The sequence below is a fragment of the Proteus vulgaris genome (assembly GCF_011045815.1).
Classification (GTDB): Bacteria; Pseudomonadota; Gammaproteobacteria; order Enterobacterales; family Enterobacteriaceae; genus Proteus; species Proteus vulgaris_B.
Genome location: NZ_CP047344.1, coordinates 1,065,625 through 1,087,066 on the forward strand (window position 1 = coordinate 1,065,625; position 21,442 = coordinate 1,087,066).

The window sequence follows — 21,442 nt, forward strand, 5'->3', positions numbered from 1 at the left end:
TAGTTATCTGTATTGAGCGATAAGTGCAAAAAAACTAGATAATGATAATTATTATCATTATCATAATTGGCGCTGTTAACTACAGCTCTAATCATCTATCAAACTTATAACCATACAAAAGATACTACTATTATGATCCATTTCTTAGCAAAAAATGATGTTTATCGTCAGGGAATTGGGATATTTTCATTTTCATCATCAGCGATTGCATTATTATTGACTTCACTCACTTCGTTAAATAGCTATGCGGCTGAAAGTGTTAAACCAGAAATAACGGTATCCACAAAATCAGAGAGCCCAGCGCAACCTAAATTGCGTGAAAAAATTATTATTGAACCTATCTACGTATCAGGTGAACTCAATTCGAGTGTTGATGCAGGAAGTACGGTTCTGACATTAAAAGACATCGACCGAATTCAGCCTAATAATATTGCAGAGCTGGTGGATAAGTTACCGGGAATTTCATCATCTGGCTCACCAAGACCTGGTGGCCAAACATTAAATATCTGGGGGATGGGTAATCCTGAAGATATTAAAATCACACTTGATGGTACACCCAAAACCTTTGAAAAATATCGCCAAGGTTCAATTTTTATTGATCCCGAATTAATACGTCGTCTTGATGTTGATAAAGGCCCTCATAATATTACTCAAGGTAATGGTGGATTTGGTGGCTCGGTAAGAATTGAAACTAAAGATCCTGATGACTTATTATTACCCGATCAGAATATTGGGATGTTTTTAAAATATGGTCACCATACGAATGATAGACAAAATCGTTATAGTGGTGCGGTATACGGTAAATTACTTGATGGGCAAGCAGACGGGTTATTCTATTTTAACCGTCGTGAAAGTGATGATTTACGACGACCTGATGGAACTAAATTTGGCTATTCACAATCCGATCAAGATTCTTTTTTAATCAAAACCAATATCTATCTAACTGAAGCACAAACATTAACGTTATCAGCATCACGATCAGAAAGTGATGGCTGGACACCTTGGGCTGCTAAACGTGATGAATTAGCTAAACCTAGCCAAGCTGACGTAGATAAATATGGCTTTGATGCAGCGATGAAACGTAAATTAGTTTATCGTGACCAAAAAGATGACACCTTCAGTGTGAAATGGAATATTCAGCCAGTTGATTCTGATTTAATTAATTTAACACTGACTTACGGTTATTCAAAAACCAAACAAAACGATAGTCGTCCAGAGACAGCTAGCTCCTATTTTAGTAGCAGTATGGGAAATCAAAGTTGGGTAGATTATCGAAATCATCAAATTGAAATTAAAAATGAAAGCACTGTTATGCAAGGTGCTTTAGAGCATAAGGTATTAATGGGAACACGTTGGCATCGTAATGATCGCGATGTCTTAATGTTTACACGCGATAAAGCTAAAAATCCAAATTATAACTATGGATATTATGCACCTCCTTATATGCCAGAAGGTACGCAAACGACAACCAGTTTCTATCTTCAAGACTCGATGAGTTATAGAAATCTGACGATAACACCGGGTGTTCGTTACGATATCGTTAAAAATCAAGGTAAGGGAAGCCGAGCTATTACCTATCAAGATCCTGATCCTTATTATGGTCATGATTATTCGGATGTGACTTATAGCGGGGCAACACCTCATTTAGGTTTATTATGGAAAATGAACAAGAATTTCAGATTCTTTGGTGATTTAACCTATACATGGCGAGCACCATTGATTGATGAGCAATATGAAGTACAAGGAAGTATTTCTAGTTTAACAGGCACGAGCCGCCATCTAGATAAAGAAACGGTAAGAGCGGCACGAATTGGCGCAATTGCAGACTTTGAAAGTGTTATTCAACAAGAAGATCAACTACAGTTAAGAACAACACTGTTTGATACTCGTGGTAAAGACGAAATCTTCCGTCGTCGAGGTGTTTATTGTGAAAGCCAAAAGGTGGATGGACATAATGGAAATTGTCCACCATCAATCGGTAACTACCGTAATTTACCTGGCTATCATATACAAGGGCTGGAAATTGAAGCCTTTTATGATAGCCCTAATGTATTCGGTCGTTTAGCGTATTCCACAATGAAAGGAAAACGTGACCAATCACCGCGTGATCCGTGGTTTGGTCAAAAAACATGGATTGCGGAGATCCAGCCTGACGCTTTACATGCCACCCTCGGTGTAAAAGTACCAAGTATTAATGTCAATATGGGATGGACGGGTGATTTTATTGGTGCTCAACGCCGTTCACCAATGGATGCCGATCCTGATGCTACCTATTGGTCATTACCAAAAAGTAAAGGCTATGCAATCCACGGTTTATTTGCGAATTGGGAACCTTCTTTTATAGATAATACTGAGGTTCGTTTTACTGTCGCAAATTTATTTAACCGTGATTACTACCCTTATTTAGGTGAATCAGTTTCAGGTGTAGGGCGTGATTATCGATTTACTGTGGTAAAACGTTTCTAATATTACTGAAAATAAAAACCGCGACCTTTGGTCGCCTAAACAAATAAACCCCATAGGTAATATGGGGTTTATTGTCATTAAGCGTTCAATATTCAAGGTATTAAACTAATAATCGTATGATGCAGAAGTTGCGATCATTGCCATCATAGTAGTGAAGAAGAAAATAAAGAAAAGAACAGCCATAACGATACTAATAATAAAGTAAATAAAGCCTGCTCTGTTCCATGTTTCTTGCACTTTCATAAAGGTTTCAACAGAATCATAATCACCATTTTTCCAAGCCCACTCATTTCCTTTAATACCACAGATAAAAAGCCAAACTAGATTAAGCAAAGGAACAAGCACTAATAATGGAAGATAGGATTTATTACCAAAACCCCAAATAATATTAAACATGAAAGCACCCCAGTTCCAACGCTTAATTTCTTCAGGTACAGGTTTGTTAGTGTAAGACACAATTTATTCCTTATCTAAATCTTCAATATAAAAAATGAGAATGCCAAATGGCAACTGGAGAGAAAGATAATCATAATTGAAGAATTCAATGAATGAAAGAATGGGGTATTTAAGTGATGAATAAGAAGAATAATCTTAATAATAGAGTCGGATTAAGATTTTTTATTGTATAAACATATTTTGCTTAATTACGTATCATTCTAATTATTTTATAAATAAAAACAGGCCACAATTTTGTAGCCTGTTTAATGATAATCTCTATTTTAAAATATTTGTTATTTTATGATGTTATTGCGTGGCACTTCGAGCTTGTTCAATCCAGCCATCAAATGTTTTCTGATGAGCTTTGATCCACGCATTTGCATGACGTTCAATATCAGCCTGTGATTTTTGACCATTATGCATACGTAAGTTCTGCGCATTGATATCGGCAACAGATACTTTCATGACTTCAAAGAGTTTTGCAGCAGCAGGATTTTCTTCAGCCCACTTTTTATTTGCTGCGATATGCATGGTACTTGGTGGGAAACCATAGTTTTTACCATTTGCTAATGTGGTGTCTGTTTTATCATCACCTGGTAAAGATGAAAATGGCACTTGTAACCAAACAACATCTTTACCCGGTTTTAACACATCACTTATCCAATATGGTGTCCATGTGTAATAAAAAATAGGTTTACCTTCTTTGTAGCGAGTAATGGTATCTGCCATCATAGCCGCGTAGTTACCTTGGTTATGTGTAACCGATTTTTCTAAATCATAGGCTTTTAAGTGATTATTGATAGCTTCTTCACATCCCCAGCCAGGGTTACAACCTGTTAAATCGGCTTTACCATCACCATTGGCATCAAAGAGTTTGGCGATTTTAGGATCTTTAAATTGCTCAATATTGGTGATGTTATATTTTTCAGCGGTTTTCTTATCGATTAAATAACCTTGAGCAGCATTAACCACATAATCACCTTTGCGATAAAAGGTGTTGTCGCCGCCCGCAGCTTCATATTGTGAGTTATGAAGTGGAACCCAACTTACCGCCATAAAAGTGGCATCACCATTGGCGATAGAAGAATAAGCAACGTTGTAATCGACTTCTTTGATCGGTTGAACTGTGTAGCCTAATTGTTCGAGTGCTTTGTTGACGATTAAGGTTTGAAATGTTTCTTCCGAAATCGTACTTTGCACAGGTTGAACCGAAATCCCTTTTCCGGGTAAATCAGCAGCGGATAACTGGGTGCTTATCAGTGTGGCGGACAATACGGTTGCCCAGATAACTGGATTACGCATAGTTTTTCCTTCTGTTGTGATGGTAAGAGATAAATAGCGACAGCGAACTGTCGCCTCTATTTCTTATATTGATTGAACGTGATGTTCTTTATAGATTTTTAATTAATGTTAAAAATAGTTATTACGATGCTTTTTTGCCAAATAGTCGGCAAATTAAGCCAATAGGGCCCGTCATATACCAGCATCGGTTGCCTTTATGGCGGCTATTCTGACCTAATGATTGTGTTAATCGGTCAAGAATAATCGCGAGAATAACAATACCGGCACCCCCTACAGCAGCAAGTCCCATATCAAGGCGACCAATACCACGCAATACCATTTGACCTAACCCACCAACGGCTATCATTGACGCAATAACAACCATTGAAAGTGCTAACATCAAGGTTTGGTTTACACCAGCCATAATCGTTGGCATGGCGAGAGGTAATTGCACTTTAAATAACATTTGTCGTGGGTTTGCCCCAAACGATTGAGCTGCTTCAATTAAATCTTCAGGAACTTGTTTGATCCCCAAAATGGTCAGTCTCACAATAGGTGGCAAAGCAAAAATAATAGTGACTACAACACCTGGCACATTACCAATCCCAAATAGCATTACGATAGGCACTAAGTAAACAAATGCAGGGGTTGTCTGCATGGCATCCAGCAAAGGCCGTACAATTTTTGATGCTTTATCACTATTCGCAAGCCATATTCCTAAGGGAAGGCCGATAATCAAACAGAACAGTAAAGAGGTCAGCACTAACGCAAGCGTAACCATTGCTTCAGACCAAGCGCCAATCGCACCAATCAATATCAATGAAATAAACGAGGTGATGCCCATCACTTTGCCTGAAAGTTGCCATGCAATCAGTGAAAATAGAATAATGGCAACTGGTGCTGGCATTGAGGTTAAGAAGTTTTCAAAGCCACTTAACACAAAATCAACGGGGACACGAATACCTTGGAACACAGGACGAAAGTGCAACACTATCCAGTCAATTGCATCGGTAACCCACGAATCCAAAGGGATCAGTGTATTGTGAAAGGGATCCATAAGATTAAAAGTATCTGGCGTAACATCAGTAGGTGTTGCATCTAACCAATCACTTCCTGCGGATGATGTATCAATATTATCACTACCACTGCCAGCTCCCCATGGATCGGCATCTACCGATGAACTGTCAGCACTACTCCAAGGATCACTTTCTGTTGTACTGGTATCGGTTGTAGCCCAAGGATCATCATTTACGCTATGGGTTGTCTCTTGTGTTGTCTCGCTTGTTGCGGTTTCTTGGATCGTTGTATCCAAAACCGTATCTTGATTTTTTGTATTACTCATTTGGCGTCTCCTTATCCAGTGCTTGTAGTAACATTCCTTTAGAAATTAAACCTATATAACGGTTTTTTTCATCAATAACAGGAATAGCACAGGGAGATTGTGCAACAGTAGAAATCAGCTCATTTAATGGTGTATCACCATTAATAGCGCAAGGTTCGGATAAAATGGCTGATTCAATAGGTTGTTTATTTTTTAGAGCTTCTTCAAGAGAATTCACAGAAACAATACCGATAAACTTCCTACCACGTTCAATGAGATAACCAAAATTTCTATCTTCATCTTCAAGCACTTTTAATGCTGAGCGAGGGCCGAAACCAGGAGCAATATGCAATAAGGTTTCAGGGCGGCGTTTGGCTATATCTTTTGCACTAAATACATGACTAATATCAACTCCACGGAAGAATGTGCGTACATAATCATTAGCCGGATTATTTAGTATTTCATCAGGTGTGCCGATTTGAACGACGACCCCGCCTTGCATAATGGCAATGCGATCACCTATACGCATGGCTTCATCGAGGTCATGAGAAATAAACACAATCGTACGTTGTTTATCGCCTTGTAAGCTCAATAACTCATCTTGCATTTCAGTGCGGATTAATGGATCAAGTGCCGAAAAAGCCTCATCCATTAACAAGATATCGGGATCATTGGCAAGTGCGCGAGCAAGGCCAATACGTTGACGCATCCCACCAGAAAGCTCATCAGGCCATGATTTTGCATAACTACCAAGATTGACTTGCTCTAACGCATCCATCGCTTTTTTATAACGTTCGTCTTTGCTTAATCCCGCGAGATCCATTCCGAAAGCTGTGTTATCAAGCACATTCATATGTGGCATTAAGGCGAATGACTGAAACACCATACTGATTTTTTTACGTCGAACTTGCCGTAATTCTTTATCAGACATGGTGGCAATATTTTCACCATCAATAAGCACCTCTCCCTTTGTAGGAGAGATCAGACGATTGAGAAGGCGGACTAGGGTGGATTTACCTGAACCAGATAATCCCATGATGACAAATATTTCGCCTTCTTCAATTGCCAGATTTGCATTTTGAACACCTACGGTTAAACCTGTTTTATCAAAAATCTGATCTTTATTCATACCAGATTTTAATAATTCAAAGGCTCGTTTTGGGTGCTCGCCAAATACTTTATAGAGATTTTTTACTTCGAGTTTAATTGCCATGCAATATATTATTTCCTATTTAAATAATGAAAGGAATAAATTAAATTTAATTAAATCAGTATTGTTATTTTCCTAAATAAGATTTTTAGTAAGGGAATTACCCTACCACAATGATTGCATCTGACAACCCTATGTTAATTATAATTAACTAAAAAATCGGAGTGTTTTTCCTTTGTTTTTATAATGATTAATAATTAAATAAAGTGAAATAATTTTTTTTTATTAAAAGATAATGTTTCTTTTAACTTACTGAAATACAATTGTTTTTAAAGACATTGTTATTTTGATTAGGATATCAATAAAAAGGGGCATTAAATAACTGAATTGAGGAAAAAAGTAAGGAAAAAATAAATGAAAAAAAATCCTTATACATTAGTAAATGTAATGATTTTTGGCTTATTATCGGTTTGAATATTTTAAATAAGCTAAAACCATTCGTAAAAAATTGATTATTTGAATAAATCAAACGGTAAAAATCAACCAATTAGATTGTTTATTGAGCAAACAAAAGCACACTGAAAAATAATAGCTATTTTTCAGTGTGTTACGTTAAAATTAAAATATATAATTAAATTGAATGTATTATGTTGCCTCTAATATATTTAATCGTGTTATTTTGTATTAAAAATCCCAATCATCATCTTCAGTATTAATGGTTTTTCCAATAACATAAGATGAACCAGAACCAGAAAAGAAATCGTGATTTTCATTAGCATCTGGTGATAATGATGAAAGGATTGCAGCACTAACATCTGTTATTTCATCAGGGAATAATGCTTCATAACCTAAATTCATTAATGCTTTATTTGCATTATAATGAAGGAATTTTTTTACATCCTCAGTCCAACCAACAGTATCATAAAGATCTTCAGTATATTTAACTTCATTGTCATATAAATCTAATAATAATGAGAATGCAAAATCTTTAATATTTTGCTTCTCTAATTCAGATTTATTTAATAACTGATTTTGAAATTTATAACCAATATAATAACCATGAACGGCTTCATCACGAATAATGAGCCTAATTAAATCGGCTGTATTGGTTAATTTTCCTCTACTTGACCAATACATAGGTAAATAGAATCCAGAATAGAATAAAAAAGATTCTAAAAATACGCTGGCAATTTTTTTCTTTAAAGGATCACTGTCTTGATAATAGCGCAGGATAATATCTGCCTTTTTTTGCAGATAAGGGTTTTCCTCACTCCAACGATATGCCTCATCAACATCTGTTGTTAAGCAGAGTGTGGAAAATATTGAACTGTAAGAGCGAGCATGAACTGCTTCCATAAAACAGATATTGGATAATACCGCTTCTTCATGCGGTGTCAGTGCATCGGGCATCAATGTTGGCGCACCTACTGTATTTTGGATAGTGTCCAGTAACGTTAACCCAGTAAAAACACGAATAGTGAGCTGTTTTTCAGCTTGAGTTAATGTGTTCCATGAAGGAATGTCATTAGAGAGTGGAATTTTTTCAGGTAACCAAAAATTCATGGTTAAACGGTTCCAAACCTCTAAATCTTTTTCATCTTCAATACGATTCCAGTTAATCGCATTAACATGACTTAATAAAGGTGATGGCATGCTATGTTCTCCTTATTGTAATTATTAAAGTGCGCACGAAACACAGCCTTTTATTTCAGTGCCTGCTAATGCGGATTGTCGGATACGAATGTAATACAAGGTTTTAATTCCTTTACGCCAGGCATAGATTTGTGCTTTGTTAATATCTCTTGTTGTGGCTTCATCCGAAAAAAATAATGTCAGTGATAAGCCTTGATCGATATGTTGTGAAGCTTCTGCATAGGTATCGATAATCTTTTCTGCACCAATTTCATACGCATCTTGATAATATTGGCGATTTTCATTAGTCATAAATGGGGCTGGGTAATAAACTCGTCCAATCTTGCCTTCTTTCCTAATTTCTATTGGGGCTGCAATAGGATGGATGCTTGATGTGGAATGATTTATATAGGAAATGGATCCAGTAGGTGGTATCGCTTGTAAGTTTTGGTTGTAGATCCCATGTGTCATAATAGACTGCTTGAGTGTTTGCCAATCTTCTTGTGTAGGAATATGAATATTCGATTGACTAAACAACTGGTGGACTTTTTGTGTTTTTGGCAGCCATTGTTGTGATACATACTTATTAAAGTATTCACCTGTTGCGTATTTTGAGTTCTCAAAACCTTTAAAGTGTTGTTTCTTTTCAATGGCTAATTGGTTTGAAGCTAATAACGCATAATAAGTGACAGTATAAAAATAGATATTGGTGAAATCTAATGCTTCTTCAGAGCCGTAATAAATACCTTCACGCGCTAAATAGCCATGTAAATTCATTTGCCCTAAACCAATCGCATGAGAAGCGAGATTACCTTTTTCAATAGAAGGAACAGACTCAATTTTCGTCATTTCAGAGACATTGCTTAATGCCCTAATTGCAGTGCTAACGGTATGTGCAAAGTTAGGAGAGTCCATTGCCATAGCAATATTCATAGAGCCTAAGTTACAACTGATATCATGACCGATATGGCGATAGCTTAAGTCTGGGTGATATTCGCTCGCGCTGTTGACTTGTAAAATTTCAGAGCAGAGATTGCTCATATTAATTCTACCCGCGATAGGATTTGCACGGTTTACCGCATCTTCAAACATGATATAAGGATAGCCTGACTCAAATTGAATTTCGGCTAATGTTTGAAAGAACTCTCTCGCTTTAATTTTCTTTTTACGTATTTGTGCGTTATTTACCATCTCACTGTATTTTTCGCTAACACTGATTTCTGACATAGGTACGCCATAAACACGTTCTACATCATAAGGTGAGAATAGATACATATCTTCATTGCGTTTCGCTAATTCAAATGTGATATCTGGGATCACTACACCTAAAGAGAGGGTTTTGATTCTAACTTTTTCGTCTGCATTTTCTCTTTTAGTATCAAGAAAATGATAAATATCAGGATGGTGAGCATGAAGATAAACAGCACCGGCACCTTGTCTTGCTCCTAATTGGTTTGCATAGGAAAACGCATCTTCAAGCATTTTCATAACCGGAACGACGCCAGAGGATTGATTTTCTATACGTTTAATGGGGGCGCCTGCTTCACGTAAATTAGTGAGTAGAAACGCGACACCTCCTCCACGTTTAGAGAGCTGTAATGCGGAATTGACCGATCGGCCGATAGATTCCATATTATCTTCTATACGCAATAGAAAGCAGGAAACCAATTCACCACGCTGTTGTTTTCCACAATTTAGGAAAGTTGGTGTTGCGGGTTGGAAACGACCACTAATAATTTCATCAACGAGATGAATGGCTAGGTCGGTATCACCCTGAGCAAGAGTAAGCGCTACCATACAGACGCGATCTTCATAGCGTTCAAGGTAACGCTCTCCATCAAAGGTTTTTAAGGTGTAACTGGTATAGTATTTAAAAGCGCCTAAAAAAGATTGAAAGCGAAATTTTTTGCTATAAGCATGTTTGAATAGCTGTTTGATAAAGGCAAATTCATATTGTTCTAATACTTGCGCTTCGTAATAGTGTTGTTGTACTAAAAACTCGAGTTTTTCTTTTAGATCATGAAAAAATACCGTGTTTTGATTTACATGTTGGCGAAAAAAATGATGTGTCGCTAATTTGTCTTTATCAAACTGAATATTACCTTGCTCATCATACAGATTTAGCATGGCGTTTAAGGCATGGTAATCAAGTTGTTCTATTGGTTGTGTCATGTTAATTATCTCGTAACGCAGTGGTCTGCTAGGTTTGACCAAAACGTACTTAAACCAGTTTTTACACGTTTTACATCTTCTGGTGTGCCTAATAGCTCAAATCGATATAAAAAAGGAATTTGGCATTTTTGTGCAATGATGTTGCCAGCCAATCCATAAGCTGCACCAAAATTTGTATTTCCAGAAGCAATAACACCGCGTATTAATTGACGATTTTCAGGAATATTTAAAAACTGAATAACCGCTTTAGGAACTGCACCTTTAGTACCGCCGCCACCATAAGTAGGGCAAAGCAACACGAATGGTTGTGTTGCAAGTAATATTTCATCCTCAATAATCCTAGTCGCTTGTAAATTAAGCTTTTGCACAAAGCGATGGCAGTTTTCCGAGCGGCTTGAAAAATAGATTAACGGTGCAGTTTGCATGAAAAGCTCCTTTAGAGCGTAATCTGTCTTATTTTATCAGGGCAGAAGCCTGACCAATGTTGGTCACCATGAACAACAACGGGAACTTGGCGATATCCCATAGAAACTATTTGAGCTAAGGCTTGTGTATCTTGGGTGAGATCAACAGCAACAAACGGAATATTTTTCTGTTTTAATGCGCGTTCTGTGGCACTACATTGAACGCAATTCGGTTTGGTATAGAGGATAACAGACATAAAAATAACCCTTATAAAAATATGGATGCGTCTGTTTTCACATCCATAATGAGAAGTACTTAAATACTATATATAGAGTTATTTATTTTCAACCACACAATATATGGTGTTTTTGTGTTTTGATAATGATTATCATTAAAATTAAACAGTTAGCGCACTAATTTTATTTTTTGACCGTGTTATTGATCTATTTTTATTAGATATACAAGTAATTAGATGATTGCTTTATCAATCAAGCATGATTTACTCTTAGTGTTACAGACAAATCAACAGAGAAAATATTATGTACCAAGACTATCTCGATACACCTGTTGGCTTCCCAAAACCTTATATCTCTATTACAGCCAATGAAAAAGGGATCACCAGCCTCTATTTTGTAAATGACAAAGATGTTGCTGTGAATTCAAGCTCCGTAATTAATCAATGCATAAAACAACTAAAAGAGTATTTTGCGGGTAAACGTACCACCTTTTCTGTGCCACTTGCACCAGAAGGAACAGAATTTCAAAGTCGAGTTTGGAAATCATTACAAACGATCCCTTATGGTGAAATTTGGAGTTATAAAAAATTGGCACTTACATTAGGTTCAATCAATTATTGCAGGGCGGTCGGAATGGCAAATTCACGAAATCCGATTTCTTTAATTATTCCTTGTCATCGTGTTATTGGTCATAACGGTAAGTTAGTCGGTTACACTGGTGGATTAGATATTAAGCGTTGGTTACTTCGATATGAAAAAGTAGAGATTGATGAATAGTTCAGATTGTAAGTATTAAGTATTGTTTCTTAAGTGAACTATGCGTTAAGTCATGGGATTTGTCTGAATATTAATCATTTGGCAGAAAAAAAATGTGAGTTTCGTGATCTAGACTGTGGACAGGGAATCATCATTTTTGTTTTACTATAGCCAACGCAAAACGCTTGCGTTTATTTTCTATTTTAAAGGTAAACTTGATGTCTAAATTAAAAGGTAACGTTAAGTGGTTTAACGAAACTAAAGGTTTTGGTTTTATCACTCCAGAAGATGGCAGCAAAGATGTATTTGTACACTTTTCCGCTATTACATCAGAAGGCTTTAAAACCCTTGCTGAAGGTCAAAAAGTAGAGTTTGAAGTTACTGACGGCGCGAAAGGGCCATCTGCTGCAAACGTTGTCGCTATCTAATTAACGACTTCTTTGAGACAGTAAAAACCCGTTTTTAACGGGTTTTTATATTTTATATAGCAAACTCGTTTTTAACGGGTTTTATATTCCTAGAACTAAACCTATTATTTAATAGGCTATTATGTCTCTAATATTACATTTCACGTAATAACCAAAATGCAAATGCTGTCATTAAAAATGAACCCGCTAAGTTAGCCCCCATAGTGCTTAATGCCCATCCAATTTTCCCTTCGGTTAAGAGAGCAACCACTTCAACCGAAAAGGTTGAAAAAGTTGTCAGACCGCCACAAAAGCCTGTTGTCAGCATAATTTTCCAAATAGGATCAATATGTGGTGCTTTGCTAAACCAAGCGATACCAAAGGCAATAATAAATGCACCAATGCAGTTAGCAACAAAGGTGCCTGTGGCAAAATGAGGAAAAATAGAATTTAGGCGGTAGCTAATTAGCCAGCGTAATACGCTACCTAAACCACCACCTATAAATACAGCAATTGCAATGTTAAGCATAAGAGATTAATTATTATTTAACCTCAATCCCCTGAGCTTGAAGGTCGGCATGATAAGATGAGCGAACAAAAGGCCCACAAGCCGCATGGGTAAAGCCCATTGCAAGTGCTTGTTCTTTCATATATTCAAACTCGTCAGGACTGACGTAGCGTTGAACAGGAAGATGGTGACGACTTGGTTGTAAATATTGCCCTAATGTCAGCATCGTTACCCCATGTTTACGCAGATCACGCATAACGTCAATAATTTCTTCGTTGGTTTCCCCAAGACCTACCATCAGGCCTGATTTTGTTGGAATATCAGGGTGTGCTTGTTTAAAGCGTTCTAATAGCGTTAATGACCATTGATAGTTAGCACCAGGGCGTACTTGACGATAAACGCGAGGTACATTTTCTAAGTTATGGTTAAAGACATCTGGTGGAGTGTCTGTAAGGATCTCAAGTGCTTTATCCATACGACCACGGAAATCAGGTACTAGTGTTTCAATACGAATAGTAGGATTCTTTGCACGAATAGCGGAGATACAATCTGCAAAATGCTGAGCACCGCCATCACGTAAGTCATCACGGTCTACTGAGGTGATAACGACATAGCGTAACCCCATATCTTTAATAGTTTGTGCGAGTTTCTCTGGCTCTTGTGGATCAGGAGCATTTGGTCGGCCATGTGCTACATCACAAAATGGGCAACGGCGTGTACAGATTGCGCCCAAGATCATAAAGGTTGCTGTTCCATGATTAAAACACTCTGCGAGGTTAGGACAAGATGCCTCTTCGCATACAGAATGAAGACCATTTTTACGCATTGCCGCTTTGATGCCCTGAATTTTACTTGAATCAGCGGGCAGCTTTATTTTCATCCAATCAGGTTTGCGTAGCAGTTGTTCACGTTCTGTAGCGACCGTTTTAACAGGAATAAGTGCCATTTTATCGGCGTCGCGATATTTAACTCCGCGTTCCATCTGAATAGGTTTACTCATAATTGTGCCAGTTCCAGTTATCTAGAGTGATTAACACGATGTGACTGAGGTAATCAGGGTTTTAAAAAAAAATGACAAATGTTAAAAAAATTATAGCATTTTTATTGCTGTGGTTGGAATCCTAGTTGTGTACAAAAATGCTTAACTAATAATGGTGCTACCTGTATCGTTGTCGTATTAGGAGCAAAATCAATTAACTGTGTCATTTTCAGATCAGAATAACCACAAGGATTTATTCGTGAAAAAGGTGATAAATCCATATCGATATTGAGGGCTAAACCATGAAAGGAGCAACCTTTACGAATACGTAGCCCTAATGAACAGATTTTATCGCCTTTCACATATACGCCCGGTGCATCAGCGCGAGCATAGGCCTCTACATTAAATTCCGCTAGCGTATCAATAACGGTATTTTCAAGTGCTGTGACTAGTTGTCGAACACCAATATGGTTACGTTTTAAATCCACTAAAACATACATGACTTGTTGACCAGGGCCATGATAAGTCACCTGGCCACCACGATCAGATTGAATAACAGGAATAGTTCCTGTGTTTAATAAGTGTTCAGCTTTACCTGCTTGGCCTTGAGTAAAAACTTGTTCATGTTGAACGAGCCATATTTCATCAGGCGTGTGACTTTCCCGTTTCTCCGTAAACTGATGCATAGAATCAGAAACCGGTAAGTAGGGTTTCACACCTAATTGGCGAATAATGATTGTTTTGTCTTGCACCGTGAAAATCTTCATTTGTAGCGTAATTGTGAAGAGCAGTATAACGCCCCAGTAAATGAACTACCAGATTGAGATGTTTTTTTTCCGAAGAGGAGAGGAAAAGGAACATAATTAAGATAAGAAAAAGCGCCTGAGTAAAAGGCGCTTTTGGAAAATTCATCATTTTAAATGAAGGGATTACAGAACCATACGAACGAGTTCAAGCTCGCCTAACTCTTTATACAGTGTTTCTACTTGATCGATATGGGTTGCATTGATCGTAATAGAAACTGAATGGTAATTGCCTTTACTGCTTGGTTTTACAGAAGGAGTATAATCACCGGGTGCGTGGCGTTGAATAACTTCAACGACTTGATCCACTAATTCTGGTTTTGCATGACCCATCACTTTATAAGTGAAAGAACATGGGAACTCTAACAGTTCATTTAATTTTGTTTTCATCATAATGTAATTCCTTAAGACAACAGACACTGTTGTTTTAATTATCTATATCTACACCTAATCTTGACAAATAAAAAGCGCATTCCTTAATAATTAAGGAATGCGATACTGGTAATTAGGGTAAATAGGGGAATGGTAAGTGTGTTTATGCCAATATTCATATGTAAGTTATATGTGGTCACATTTACCTTTTTCAAGTCTTAGCCAAACCAGTGTGAGAATAATAATTTGATGTAATCGATAATGCGGCTAAAGAAGCCCCCTTCTTTTACTTCATTCATCACCACGAGTGGACGTTGCTCAATAATTTGCCCATCAAGTTGGAAATTAATGGTTCCAACAACTTGGTTTTTAGTGACTGGGGCATGTAATTCCACATTATCAAGGACATAGCTTGCTTTTAAATCTTTTAATCGACCACGAGGAATAGTTAAATAAACATCTTTATCTACGCCTAATTGTACTTTATCTGTTTCACCGTACCAAATTGGTTCAGCTGCAAACTCTTTACCTACTTGTAGTGGTTTTACTGTTTCAAAAAAGCGAAAACCCCAAGTTAGCAGTTTTTTACTTTCAGCATCACGACCTTTAGATGAATGACCACCCATTACAGCTGAAATTAAGCGCATATTACCTTCAGTTGCAGAGGCAACTAAGTTATAACCTGCTGAGGAAGTGTGGCCTGTTTTAATACCATCCACATTTAAACTGCTATCCCATAACAATCCATTTCGGTTTGTTTGGCGGATATTGTTATAGGTATACTCTTTCTCTTTGTAGATGGCATATTCGTCAGGTACATCACGAATTAATGCTGCACCAATTAACGCCATATCACGAGCTGAGCTATATTGCCCAGGAGCATCAAGTCCATGAACTGTTTGAAATTGGGTGTTTTTTAAACCAAGACGTTTAACGTAATCATTCATCATGGTGACAAATGTATCTTGGCTACCGGCGACATAAGAGGCCATTGCCACACAAGCATCATTACCTGATTGTAAATTAATGCCACGGGTTAATTGTGCGACAGTAACTTGGTCGCCAGGTTTTAAAAACATTAAAGAGGAGCCACGAAAAATAGGATTGCCCGTTGCCCATGCTTCTTCACCAATTGGCACGATATCGTTATTAGTAATTTTGCCTGCACGAATAGATTGCCCAATAACATAACTGGTCATCATTTTGGTTAAACTCGCAGGATCACGACGAACATCGGCATTCATTTCAGCCAGCACTTTCCCAGAATTATAATCAATAAGAATATAAGATTCGGCTTCGATATTAGGAACCGCGGGTATCATTGTTTTTAGTGAATCATCAGCCAAGCTTTGATGCGTTACTGTTAATAAAGCAAAAGTGGCACTTAATAGGCTCGTTCTTAGTAATTTAGCTGGGAGTGTCTGTTTCATTCTGTTGTTTAATCCGAAAATTCAGGGGAAAATAGGGGCTAATAAATAAAATATCAGCAAAACCAGGCGATTCTACGCTTGAATTTGCTGATATAAAAAGGATTTTACGTCATCTTACCTTTATTGGGTAATAATAAACCCAGAGATATCTTTAACTTGTTTCAGCTTATTTTTTATTGCTTCGGCTTGATCTTTTGAGGAATAAGGGCCGAGTTGTACCTTATATAGTCCATCTGTTTTATTAATCACGCCTTGAGTACCAAATGATGACAATAAATCATTGAGCCAAAACTGAGCATTATTTTCATTACTAAGTGCGCCAACTTGTACATAAAAGCCTTGCGCTATGGAGTTTGATAGTAATGCTGGAGCTGGAGCTGGAGCTGGAATTTTTGCTTCCGGTTGTGCTGGTGGCTCAATAGGCATATTAGCAGGTGTTGATGTTGTTAATGGCGTAGATGTTGTTGATTGAGCATTAAAATTAGGGCGTTCGGGTAAAGCTGTTGTTTTCTTCTCAATTTGAGCCCCATGTGTTCCAATACCACTCATATGGCCATTTTGATCGACAACAATTCCTTCAATTTGTAATGGCGTTGTGGGCATTAAACGCAAACTATCAGAAACAGCGGGAGTGACTTGGATTTGTTTACCGTTGACGTAAGGGCCACGGTCATTGATCCTGACAACCATTGTGCGCCCATTGAGTAAGTTTGTGATTTTTACATAACTTGGTATGGGTAATGTAGGATGTGCGGCTGCAAATTCATAAGGATTGACACGTTCACCAATAGTCGTTAAACGACTCATAGCTAAGCTATCATAAACAATAGCTTCTCCTCGCTCACTAAAGTTTGCGGGATCAGTCACAATACGATAGATCATACCATTTTTTCGGTAATCTTGATTTGCTGTTGGGTGATAAGGCTCGTAACGAGGTTCAGCACCAAGAACACGTTGAGCTGGCACATTGGGTAATGGTGCAGGCTGTTTATTTGTGTTCGGCTTATCAACAACACATCCTGAAAGTAGCAATGCACTGATACCTACCAAAACCCATTGCAGACGCATAGAAACCTCATTATAAACTTTTCGATAATAGTTTTCGGTGTGTATGAATAGACATAACAATGCCAAATCCTGCCATCAAGACAATTAGGGCAGAGCCTCCATAACTCATTAGCGGTAACGGAACACCGACAACAGGAAGAATACCACTCACCATTCCTATGTTGACAAAGACATAGACAAAGAAGATTAACATTAGTCCGCCAATCATTACTCTACCAAATGTATTTTGTGCTTTCGTTGCAAGGTAAAGGCCTCGCGCAATTAAGAGTATATAAAGAGCTAGCAGTATCAAAACACCAATTAATCCGAGTTCTTCAGCCAATACAGCAAAAATAAAGTCTGTATGGCGCTCTGGTAAGAATTCTAATTGAGATTGCGTGCCTTGTAACCATCCTTTTCCATGTAATCCGCCAGAACCAATGGCAATTTTAGATTGGATGATATGATATCCGGCGCCGAGTGGGTCAGATTCAGGGTCAAGTAGCATCATTACCCTAGCTTGTTGGTAATCATGCATAAGGAAAAACCAGAGTATGGGGATAAAAGCAGCAACAAGAACTATGGCTACAGTGATAAGACGCCAACTCATTCCCGCGAGAAAAAGAACAAATAAACCCGATGCAGCGACAAGAATGGATGTTCCTAAATCTGGCTGTGCTGCGACTAATAACGTTGGTACAAAAATAAGTACCAAAGCAATAGCAGTATTACGCAACGTAGGCGGGCAGATATCGCGGTTCATAAATCGTGCTACCATTAATGGTACGGCAATTTTAGCAATTTCTGAAGGTTGGAAACGTACAATACCTAAATCTAGCCAACGTTGAGCACCTTTACTTATTTGACCAAAGACATCAACAAGAATAAGCAAAATAACGCAAAAGAAATAGAGATGTGGAGCCCAGCTTTCATAGACTCGTGGTGGGATTTGAGCCATGACTATCATGATCATAAAACCCATACCAATCTGACCTAATTTGCGCTGCATCATTTCTGGATCTTGGCCACTTGCACTCCACATAATAAATGCGCTGTATCCCAATAAAGCAATAATACAGAGCAAGAATAAAGGGTCGATATGGACTCGAGTCCAGAAGGATTTTTTCTTATTATTTTCAGTCATAATGATTATTCCTCTGAACCGCGTGGAGCAGGTGGCGAATCAGGTAACACTGTGTTGTTATCACCTAGGAGAATGTGGTCAAGAATTTGTCTTGTAATATCACCGACAGAAGGGCCAGCACCACCATTTTCTAAAATAATTGCTATAGCAACAGTCGGCTTATCATAAGGCGCAAAGGCAATCATCAGTTTGTGGTCACGAAGATGTTCAGCCAATTGGCTTGCGTTGTATGTTTCATAACTAAACACCTGAGCAGTTCCTGATTTAGCTGCTACTTTATAAGGAGCATCAGCAAAACTTCGGCGACCTGTACCATTAGGGAAGTTAGCCACACCATACATACCATGTTTTGCTAATTCCCAATAGCCAGAGTTAATATCACCAATTTGACGGGTTTCTGTATCAATATAAGGCAACATTTCATTACCAAGTTTCGTACCGTAAAGTAGGTGAGGAGTTTTAACTTGACCATCATTAATCAATGTCATTAAAGCTTTTGCCATTTGAATTGGCGTTGCGGTCCAATAACCTTGACCAATCCCTACAGGGATCGTGTCACCTTGATACCAAGGTTTTTTATAACGTTGCTGTTTCCACTCACGCGTTGGCATGATGCCATTACGCTCTTCGGATAGATCGATTCCCGTGTATTCACCATAGCCAAAGCGGCCCATCCAAGTTGATATACGATCGATTCCCATATCATAAGCAACTTGATAGAAAAATGTATCTGCAGACTCAACAATGGACTTGGTAACATTGAGTTTACCATGCCCCCAGCGTTTCCAGTCACGATAGCGTTTTTCAGAGCCAGGAAGTTGCCACCAGCCAGGATCGTGAATAGTCGTATTCGCGGTGATAACTCCTTCACTTAATGCAGCAACAGACATAAAGGGTTTAACCGTTGAGGCTGGAGGATAGAGGCCTTGTGTTGTTCGATTTATTAGTGGTCTATCAGGATTATTTAGTAATCCTTGATAATCAGTATTAGAAATACCGCCCACAAATAAGTTCGGATCATAACTTGGGTTTGATACAAGGGCTAAAATTTCACCATTGCGAGGATCAGTCACTACAACAGCAGCCCGGCTTGTGGTAAGTAATGTTTCAATATAGGTCTGTAATTCAAGATCAACGGTAAGGTAAATATCTTTACCTGCTTGTGGTGGTTGTTCATGTAATTGGCGAATAACGCGACCACGGCTATTGACTTCAACTTCTTCATAGCCAGTTGTTCCGTGTAATACAGACTCATAATAACGTTCAATACCTAATTTACCGATATCATGAGTAGCGGCGTAGTTAGGTGACAAACCTTCTTTATCAAGTCGTTCAACATCTTTATCGTTAATTTTTGCAACATAACCAATTACATGTGTTAATGCTGAACCATAAGGATAATAACGGCGTTGATAACCTTTGATTTCTAAGCCCGGATAACGATATTGATTGATAGCAAAACGCGCAACTTGCACTTGGCTAAGTGTGGTTTTTAAGGGAATAGAGCTAAATCGACGAGAGCGCTTACGTTCTTTTTCAAAAGCTGCGATATCTTCATCAGTTAAGTCAACAACCTCTCTCAAACTTTCAAGCGTTTCTTGTAAGTTTGTTACCTTTTCAGGTACGACTTCTAACTGGTAGATAGTCCGATTAAGCGCAAGAGGGATCCCTTTGCGATCATAAATAATGCCACGACTAGGTGCAATTGGGACGAGTTTAATTCGGTTATCATTTGAACGTGTTTGATAATCGTCATGGCGAGCGATTTGTAAGTGATTGAGGTTAAAAACCAAAATACCACTTAATATGATAATTACTGAAAATGCGACGATCACACGGCGGATAAATAATTTTGATTCCGCAGTATAATCTCGAAACGGGGTACGTTTTTTTCTTTTCATCCCATTTGACTTCACTTACTGACCCGCCAATTTATTGATTATTCACGATGATAAGGATGGTTTGTCGTAATACTCCATGCTCGATAAAGGCTTTCTGCAACCACGACACGGACAAGGGGGTGTGGCATTGTTAAAGGAGATAAAGACCAGCTTTGCTCAGCTGCAGCTTTACAAGCAGGTGCTAATCCTTCAGGGCCACCAATTAATAAGCTGACATTTCTACCATCAAGCTTCCATCGATCAAGTTGTTCTGCTAGTTTTGGCGTATCCCAGCGAGCGCCAGGAATATCAAGAGTGACAATACGATTCCCTTTACCCACAGTCGCTAACATTTGTTCGCCTTCTTTTTCGAGAATGCGTTTAATATCGGCATTCTTTCCGCGTTTACCTGCGGGTATCTCAATAAGTTCTAAAGGCATGTCTTTGGGAAATCGATTAAGATAATCCATAAAGCCGGTCTGTATCCAGTCCGGCATTTTTGTACCAACGGCAATGAGCTGTAATTTCAAACTCAGCTCCAGAGTTTTTCAAGTTCGTACATACGACGGCTATCTTCTTGCATTACGTGTACCATGGCTTCACCAAGATCGACGACAATCCAATCAGAAACACCTTGTCCTTCCACACCTAAAGGTTGTAATCCCGCTTCGCGGCAATCATCAACGAGATTATCTGCAACAGACATAAGATGTCTGCTTGATGTACCTGTGCAAATAATCATGTAATCCGTTACACTTGATTTTCCACGGACATCTAGTGCAATGATGTCTTGAGCTTTAGAATCTTCAAGCTTATCAATAATAAATTGTTGTAATTCAGAACCTTGCAAAAGGATCACCTTTAATCTAATGAGTTAATTCAATCGAAAAATACTATACTCGTTATACATCAGTTTGCAGTATTGTTGACTAGGTTTATTTGTACTAGTTGCAGATTTTTGTCTGCTTTTAGTAACCATTTACTTGTCGTTTTACTGTACTTCGAATTATTTAGA

21 protein-coding genes are annotated in these 21,442 nt (G+C 38.0%); 3 read left to right on the plus strand and 18 right to left on the minus strand.

The annotated features are described in order from the left end of the window. The first annotated feature begins 132 nt into the window (after nucleotides 1–132). Complete coding sequence (locus GTH24_RS04905) at nucleotides 133–2,466, plus strand: TonB-dependent hemoglobin/transferrin/lactoferrin family receptor (RefSeq protein WP_141650224.1); 2,334 nt, start codon at nucleotides 133–135, stop codon at nucleotides 2,464–2,466. Nucleotides 2,467–2,571: 105 nt separating this feature from the next. Here the strand turns inward: GTH24_RS04905 and GTH24_RS04910 are convergent, their stop codons facing one another. The 8 genes from GTH24_RS04910 to GTH24_RS04945 form a co-directional block, all read right to left on the minus strand. Then, complete coding sequence (locus GTH24_RS04910; RefSeq protein WP_115351357.1) at nucleotides 2,572–2,922, minus strand: ribonuclease G; 351 nt, start codon at nucleotides 2,920–2,922, stop codon at nucleotides 2,572–2,574. 288 nt (nucleotides 2,923–3,210) lie between these two features. Further along, nucleotides 3,211–4,206: a glycine betaine/L-proline ABC transporter substrate-binding protein ProX gene (proX, locus tag GTH24_RS04915; RefSeq protein WP_164526020.1), complete on the minus strand. Its 996-nt coding sequence runs from the start codon at nucleotides 4,204–4,206 to the stop codon at nucleotides 3,211–3,213. 121 nt (nucleotides 4,207–4,327) lie between these two features. Then, entirely contained in the window at nucleotides 4,328–5,527 is a 1,200-nt protein-coding gene (gene proW / locus GTH24_RS04920) for a glycine betaine/L-proline ABC transporter permease ProW (protein ID WP_115351359.1), read from the minus strand. Beyond that, nucleotides 5,520–6,719 (minus strand): glycine betaine/L-proline ABC transporter ATP-binding protein ProV, encoded by a 1,200-nt coding sequence (gene proV, locus GTH24_RS04925; RefSeq protein WP_164526021.1) that lies wholly within the window; start codon nucleotides 6,717–6,719, stop codon nucleotides 5,520–5,522. The genes proW and proV overlap by 8 nt, the downstream gene beginning before the upstream one ends. Nucleotides 6,720–7,340: 621 nt before the next feature. Further along, complete coding sequence (gene nrdF / locus GTH24_RS04930; protein ID WP_164526022.1) at nucleotides 7,341–8,309, minus strand: class 1b ribonucleoside-diphosphate reductase subunit beta; 969 nt, start codon at nucleotides 8,307–8,309, stop codon at nucleotides 7,341–7,343. Nucleotides 8,310–8,333: 24 nt separating this feature from the next. Then, nucleotides 8,334–10,460: a class 1b ribonucleoside-diphosphate reductase subunit alpha gene (gene nrdE / locus GTH24_RS04935; protein WP_072070257.1), complete on the minus strand. Its 2,127-nt coding sequence runs from the start codon at nucleotides 10,458–10,460 to the stop codon at nucleotides 8,334–8,336. A gap of 5 nt (nucleotides 10,461–10,465) precedes the next feature. After that, complete coding sequence (gene nrdI / locus GTH24_RS04940; protein WP_072070256.1) at nucleotides 10,466–10,885, minus strand: class Ib ribonucleoside-diphosphate reductase assembly flavoprotein NrdI; 420 nt, start codon at nucleotides 10,883–10,885, stop codon at nucleotides 10,466–10,468. A gap of 11 nt (nucleotides 10,886–10,896) precedes the next feature. Further along, entirely contained in the window at nucleotides 10,897–11,121 is a 225-nt protein-coding gene (locus tag GTH24_RS04945) for a glutaredoxin family protein (RefSeq protein WP_072070255.1), read from the minus strand. 283 nt (nucleotides 11,122–11,404) lie between these two features. On the opposite strand from GTH24_RS04945, the gene GTH24_RS04950 reads away from it, so the two are divergent. Together GTH24_RS04950 and cspE are read left to right on the plus strand one after the other, a co-directional pair. Continuing rightward, the gene (locus tag GTH24_RS04950; protein ID WP_072070254.1) at nucleotides 11,405–11,878 is read left to right on the plus strand and encodes a methylated-DNA--[protein]-cysteine S-methyltransferase; all 474 of its coding nucleotides are present in this window, start codon (nucleotides 11,405–11,407) and stop codon (nucleotides 11,876–11,878) included. Between the two features lie 197 nt (nucleotides 11,879–12,075). Then, nucleotides 12,076–12,285: a transcription antiterminator/RNA stability regulator CspE gene (gene cspE, locus GTH24_RS04955; RefSeq protein WP_023581133.1), complete on the plus strand. Its 210-nt coding sequence runs from the start codon at nucleotides 12,076–12,078 to the stop codon at nucleotides 12,283–12,285. Between the two features lie 133 nt (nucleotides 12,286–12,418). On the opposite strand, the gene crcB is transcribed toward cspE, so the two are convergent. The 10 genes from crcB to rsfS all read right to left on the minus strand — a co-directional run bounded on the left by crcB (nucleotide 12,419) and on the right by rsfS (nucleotide 21,286). After that, complete coding sequence (gene crcB, locus GTH24_RS04960; RefSeq protein ID WP_072070253.1) at nucleotides 12,419–12,793, minus strand: fluoride efflux transporter CrcB; 375 nt, start codon at nucleotides 12,791–12,793, stop codon at nucleotides 12,419–12,421. A gap of 13 nt (nucleotides 12,794–12,806) precedes the next feature. Beyond that, a complete protein-coding gene (lipA, locus tag GTH24_RS04965) occupies nucleotides 12,807–13,772 on the minus strand; it encodes a lipoyl synthase (protein WP_036938585.1) in 966 nt (321 codons plus the stop codon). Between the two features lie 101 nt (nucleotides 13,773–13,873). Continuing rightward, nucleotides 13,874–14,518, minus strand: a complete 645-nt coding sequence (gene lipB, locus GTH24_RS04970) for a lipoyl(octanoyl) transferase LipB (RefSeq protein ID WP_072070252.1) — start codon at nucleotides 14,516–14,518, stop codon at nucleotides 13,874–13,876. 162 nt (nucleotides 14,519–14,680) lie between these two features. Beyond that, entirely contained in the window at nucleotides 14,681–14,944 is a 264-nt protein-coding gene (ybeD, locus tag GTH24_RS04975) for a DUF493 family protein YbeD (protein WP_036912266.1), read from the minus strand. Between the two features lie 200 nt (nucleotides 14,945–15,144). After that, complete coding sequence (gene dacA, locus GTH24_RS04980) at nucleotides 15,145–16,356, minus strand: D-alanyl-D-alanine carboxypeptidase DacA (RefSeq protein WP_072070251.1); 1,212 nt, start codon at nucleotides 16,354–16,356, stop codon at nucleotides 15,145–15,147. Nucleotides 16,357–16,476: 120 nt separating this feature from the next. Further along, nucleotides 16,477–17,424, minus strand: coding sequence for an endolytic peptidoglycan transglycosylase RlpA (gene rlpA, locus GTH24_RS04985; protein WP_164526023.1), 948 nt, complete (start codon nucleotides 17,422–17,424; stop codon nucleotides 16,477–16,479). 10 nt (nucleotides 17,425–17,434) lie between these two features. Continuing rightward, nucleotides 17,435–18,547, minus strand: a complete 1,113-nt coding sequence (mrdB, locus tag GTH24_RS04990) for a peptidoglycan glycosyltransferase MrdB (protein WP_072070249.1) — start codon at nucleotides 18,545–18,547, stop codon at nucleotides 17,435–17,437. Between the two features lie 5 nt (nucleotides 18,548–18,552). After that, a complete protein-coding gene (gene mrdA / locus GTH24_RS04995; protein WP_072070248.1) occupies nucleotides 18,553–20,448 on the minus strand; it encodes a peptidoglycan DD-transpeptidase MrdA in 1,896 nt (631 codons plus the stop codon). 38 nt (nucleotides 20,449–20,486) lie between these two features. After that, complete coding sequence (gene rlmH / locus GTH24_RS05000) at nucleotides 20,487–20,957, minus strand: 23S rRNA (pseudouridine(1915)-N(3))-methyltransferase RlmH (RefSeq protein ID WP_072070247.1); 471 nt, start codon at nucleotides 20,955–20,957, stop codon at nucleotides 20,487–20,489. Between the two features lie 2 nt (nucleotides 20,958–20,959). Next, nucleotides 20,960–21,286: a ribosome silencing factor gene (gene rsfS, locus GTH24_RS05005; RefSeq protein WP_006537732.1), complete on the minus strand. Its 327-nt coding sequence runs from the start codon at nucleotides 21,284–21,286 to the stop codon at nucleotides 20,960–20,962. Nucleotides 21,287–21,442 lie beyond the last annotated feature (156 nt).

What these genes read in the sequence shown, in the direction of transcription:
- proW (WP_115351359.1), bottom strand. Translation starts at nt 5,527, where the DNA reads ATGAGTAATACAAAAAATCAAGATACGGTTTTGGATACAACGATCCAA.
- proV (WP_164526021.1), bottom strand. Translation starts at nt 6,719, where the DNA reads ATGGCAATTAAACTCGAAGTAAAAAATCTCTATAAAGTATTTGGCGAG.
- GTH24_RS04950 (WP_072070254.1), top strand. Translation starts at nt 11,405, where the DNA reads ATGTACCAAGACTATCTCGATACACCTGTTGGCTTCCCAAAACCTTAT.
- nrdF (WP_164526022.1), bottom strand. Translation starts at nt 8,309, where the DNA reads ATGCCATCACCTTTATTAAGTCATGTTAATGCGATTAACTGGAATCGT.
- mrdB (WP_072070249.1), bottom strand. Translation starts at nt 18,547, where the DNA reads ATGACTGAAAATAATAAGAAAAAATCCTTCTGGACTCGAGTCCATATC.
- GTH24_RS04945 (WP_072070255.1), bottom strand. Translation starts at nt 11,121, where the DNA reads ATGTCTGTTATCCTCTATACCAAACCGAATTGCGTTCAATGTAGTGCC.
- lipB (WP_072070252.1), bottom strand. Translation starts at nt 14,518, where the DNA reads ATGAAGATTTTCACGGTGCAAGACAAAACAATCATTATTCGCCAATTA.
- crcB (WP_072070253.1), bottom strand. Translation starts at nt 12,793, where the DNA reads ATGCTTAACATTGCAATTGCTGTATTTATAGGTGGTGGTTTAGGTAGC.
- nrdI (WP_072070256.1), bottom strand. Translation starts at nt 10,885, where the DNA reads ATGCAAACTGCACCGTTAATCTATTTTTCAAGCCGCTCGGAAAACTGC.
- lipA (WP_036938585.1), bottom strand. Translation starts at nt 13,772, where the DNA reads ATGAGTAAACCTATTCAGATGGAACGCGGAGTTAAATATCGCGACGCC.
- ybeD (WP_036912266.1), bottom strand. Translation starts at nt 14,944, where the DNA reads ATGAAAACAAAATTAAATGAACTGTTAGAGTTCCCATGTTCTTTCACT.
- nrdE (WP_072070257.1), bottom strand. Translation starts at nt 10,460, where the DNA reads ATGACACAACCAATAGAACAACTTGATTACCATGCCTTAAACGCCATG.
- proX (WP_164526020.1), bottom strand. Translation starts at nt 4,206, where the DNA reads ATGCGTAATCCAGTTATCTGGGCAACCGTATTGTCCGCCACACTGATA.
- dacA (WP_072070251.1), bottom strand. Translation starts at nt 16,356, where the DNA reads ATGAAACAGACACTCCCAGCTAAATTACTAAGAACGAGCCTATTAAGT.
- mrdA (WP_072070248.1), bottom strand. Translation starts at nt 20,448, where the DNA reads ATGAAAAGAAAAAAACGTACCCCGTTTCGAGATTATACTGCGGAATCA.
- GTH24_RS04905 (WP_141650224.1), top strand. Translation starts at nt 133, where the DNA reads ATGATCCATTTCTTAGCAAAAAATGATGTTTATCGTCAGGGAATTGGG.
- cspE (WP_023581133.1), top strand. Translation starts at nt 12,076, where the DNA reads ATGTCTAAATTAAAAGGTAACGTTAAGTGGTTTAACGAAACTAAAGGT.
- rlpA (WP_164526023.1), bottom strand. Translation starts at nt 17,424, where the DNA reads ATGCGTCTGCAATGGGTTTTGGTAGGTATCAGTGCATTGCTACTTTCA.